Origin of the sequence: Streptomyces sp. WAC 04229 (assembly GCF_003947455.1) — a bacterium.
Classification (GTDB): Bacteria; Actinomycetota; Actinomycetes; order Streptomycetales; family Streptomycetaceae; genus Streptomyces.
In genome coordinates this window covers 1-3,529 of sequence record NZ_QHJH01000340.1, presented here as the reverse complement: position 1 = coordinate 3,529, position 3,529 = coordinate 1, and the positions used below count along the sequence as shown (strand labels likewise).

Below are 3,529 nucleotides of genomic sequence, written 5' to 3'. Positions count from 1 at the left end.
TGTCGTGGGCGGCGTCGCGTGTGTGTGTGAGCCGAGGACGGGGTGTCGTCTGTAGGATCCGCCCGCCGGCGGCGCCGACGGGGGCGTCAGTCCCTCGCGGCTGATCAGCAGGAGCGCCCGGTCGTCGTTGACGTCCTTGGCCACCGCCTCGATCAGATGCCAGGCGGCGCCGTGGAAACCGCCCGCGACATAGCGGTCGGCCTCGCCGGTGAGCCGGTCGATGCCCTCGGCGATGTCCCGGTCGGAGGTCTCGACCAGGCCGTCCGTGAAGAGCATCAGCACGTCTCCGGGGCGCAGTGAGCCCTTCACCTGGTCGAACTGCGCCCCGTCGTACACGCCGAGGAGCGGTCCGTCGGCCGACTTCTCCTCCCAGCGGCCGGTGCCGGCGCTGAGCTGGAGGCCCGGCGGATGTCCGGCGGAGTACAGCTCGTAGTCGCCGGAGTCGAGGTCGAGGACGAGGTGGATGGAGGTGGCGAAGCCCTCGTCCCAGTCCTGGCGCAGCAGATAGCCGTTGGCGGCCGGCAGGAAGGCGTGCGGGGGCAGGCTGCCCAGCAGTCCGCCGAAGGCGCCCGACAGCAGCAGGGCGCGTGAGCCCGCGTCCATGCCCTTGCCGGAGACGTCGGTGAGGACCACCTCGAGCGTCCGGCCGCCGTTGGTGCGGGCGGCGACGACGAAGTCGCCGGAGAAGGACTGGCCGCCTGCCGGGCGCAGCGCCATCTCGCGGTGCCAGCCGGTCGGCAGCTGGGGGAGCTTGCTCTGGACGCGGATGCGTTCGCGCAGGTCGAAGAGCATGGTGCCGCCGCGCCGCCAGGGCACGCCGACCCGGCTGCGGAACTGGGCGACGAGCAGCCCGAAGAAACCGCAGGCCGCGACGGTCAGGACCACGCCGGGGGTCACCCGGGAGGGGCCCTCGGTGTACGGGCCGAGCTGCACGGACTCCACGATCAGCGCCGTGGCGGCCGCCGCGTACAGGCCGAGCAGGCTGGCCGGGCGCAGCAGCAGGCCGCCCGCGACGATCGGGATGACCAGCGCGGCGGGGGCGCACCACACGGAGTTCATCATCGTGGTGGCCGCGATGACGGGGATCGTGAGCATCAGTCCGGCGAGGGCGATCCAGTCCGAGCCGTCGCCGCGGAAGTAGTCGACGGCGGATCGGCGCACGCCGACGCGGGCCCGGTGCCACTGCTTCTTCCACCGGGCCGTGAACGTCTCGGCGGCCGCGCGCCGCTGTCGTCCTGCTGTCATTAGTTCGGGACCCTATCCATCGGACCGGCCGCTTGGCACGGGAGGTCCCACTTGTCCCCCGTCCGAGGCCCGACTTCACAGTGAACTTCACGAACGGCCTTCGCGCCGCCACCCTGCCGAAATTGCCTGGCTCCTCTCCGTACCGCCCTGGTACGCATGCTGCATGGGACGCTCCACGGGAACAGACGGCGACGGCACGACGACCGCGCCGCGGGTACTGCGACGCGACGAATGGGACATCTGGTACGGGTCGCTGATCCGTGCCTTCGGCGGCATCCCGGAATCCGCCGAGGAGACGGCGATGTACCGGGAGCTGACGCGGGTCGAGCGCTCGATCGGGGTGTGGGAGGGCGACGCGTGCGTCGGTACGGCGGGAGCGTTCGACTTCCGGCTGACCGTGCCCGGCGGTGCGGCGGTGGCCGCGGCCGGCGTGACGATGGTGAGCGTCGCCGCCACGCACCGGCGGCGGGGTGTGCTCACGTCGATGATGCGGCGGCAGCTGGACGACGTGCGGTCCTGGGGCGAGCCGCTGGCCGTACTGACCGCCTCCGAACCGGCGATCTACGGCCGGTTCGGGTACGGCGCCGCGACCTTCCAGATCAACGCGGAGATCGACACGGACCGGGTCCGGCTGTCGGTGCCGCCGGGCACGGATGACGTACGGCTCGCGTACGCGGCGCCCGCCGACGTGCTCGACGCGTGCGAGGCGGTGTACGCGCGGCAGGTGCCCGGGCGGCCCGGGATGCTGGCGCGGCTGCCGGGCTGGGACCGGCTGGGGCTGCTCGATCCGGAGAAGGACCGGGAGGGTGCCTCGCCGCTGCAGTGCGTGGTCGCCCGGCGGGACGGCGAGGTCACCGGGTACGCGAGGTTCCGGGTGCGGCCGGACTGGGAGCCCGCGGGGCCCAAGGGCACGGTGGTGCTGGACGAGCTGGCGGGGCTGGACGCGGCGACCGAGGCGGCGCTGTGGCGCTTCCTGTTCGACATCGACCTGACCTCGACGCTGACGGCGCGGGGGCGGCCGGTCGACGAGGCGTGGCAGTACCAGGTGTCCGACATCCGGCGGTGCCGGCCGACGCTGCGGGACGCGCTGTACGTGCGGCTGGTGGACGTGGGGGCGGCGCTGGCGGCGCGGACCTACCAGGCGCCGGTGGACGTGGTGTTCGAGGTCGACGACGCCTTCTGCCCCTGGAACGAGGGGCGTTGGCGGCTGAGCGGCGACCGCAAGGGCGCGTCCTGCGAGCGTACGTCCGACGCCGCGGATCTCGCCCTGTCCGCAAGGGAGTTGGGCGCGGCCTACCTCGGGGGCGTGAGCCTGGCCGCGCTGGCCGCGGCCGGGCGGGTGCGGGAGCTGCGGTCCGGGGCGCTGACGGAGGCGTCGGTGGGGTTCGGGTCGCCCGTCGTGCCGTGGCTGCCGTACGGGTTCTGAGGGCGGGGCCCTACCTCTTCTGGCAGGTGGGGCACCAGAAGAGGTTGCGGGCGGCGAGGTCCGCGGTGCGGATCGCGTCGCCGCACAGGTGGCAGGAGAGGCTGGCCCGCCGGTAGACGTAGACCTCGCCGCCGTGGTCGTCGACGCGGGGCGGGCGGCCCATGGCCTCGGGGGTGTGCTCGGGCCGGACGGTGTCGATGCGGTTGTTCCGCACGCCCTCGCGCATGAGGACGGTGAGGTCGCGCCAGATGGTGTCCCACTCGGCGGGGGTGATGGCCCTGCCGGGGCGGTACGGGTCGATGCCGTGGCGGAAGAGGACCTCGGCGCGGTAGACGTTGCCGACGCCGGCGACGACCTTCTGGTCCATGAGCAGGGCGGCGATGGTGGTGCGGCTGCGGGAGACGCGCCGGTAGGCGGTCTGCGGGTCGGCGTCCGGGCGCAGCGGGTCGGGGCCGAGGCGGTCGTGTATCGCCTGCTTCTCCGGGTCGGTGATCAGGGCGCAGGTGGTGGGGCCGCGGAGGTCGACGTACGCGGTGTCGTTGGTGAGGCGGAGGCGGACGGTGTCCGTGGGCGGGGGTGCCGGGGTTCCGCCGAAGGCGACCTTGCCGAAGAGGCCGAGGTGGATGTGGACCCAGTCGGCGGGCTCGGCGGCGCCGAAGCCGAGGAAGAGGTGCTTGCCGTGGGCCTCGGTGCGGACGAGGGGGGTGCCGGTGAGGAGGGCGGCGGAGTCGGCGAACTTGCCCTGGGGGCTGGTGACGTGGACCGCCGTCCCGGCGAAGGCGGCGGCGTAGTCCTGGGCCAGCCGGTGGATGGTGTGCCCCTCTGGCACGACGGTGTCCTTTCCTTGCCTCGGCCCAC

3 protein-coding genes are annotated in these 3,529 nt (G+C 73.4%); 1 reads left to right on the top strand and 2 read right to left on the bottom strand.

Annotated features, from left to right (window positions below; translation table 11 throughout):
- A partial coding sequence (locus DMH12_RS37775) for a PP2C family protein-serine/threonine phosphatase (RefSeq protein WP_260474491.1) occupies window positions 1-1,245 on the bottom strand: 1,245 nt, incomplete at its 3' end.
- 163 nt (window positions 1,246-1,408) lie between these two features.
- Between DMH12_RS37775 and DMH12_RS37770 the strand changes: the two genes are divergently transcribed.
- Entirely contained in the window at window positions 1,409-2,671 is a 1,263-nt protein-coding gene (locus DMH12_RS37770) for a GNAT family N-acetyltransferase (protein ID WP_125495773.1), read from the top strand.
- Between the two features lie 10 nt (window positions 2,672-2,681).
- Here DMH12_RS37770 and DMH12_RS37765 read toward each other — a convergent pair whose 3' ends face one another.
- Window positions 2,682-3,500, bottom strand: a complete 819-nt coding sequence (locus DMH12_RS37765; protein WP_125495772.1) for an Fpg/Nei family DNA glycosylase — start codon at window positions 3,498-3,500, stop codon at window positions 2,682-2,684.
- Window positions 3,501-3,529: the final 29 nt, after the last annotated feature.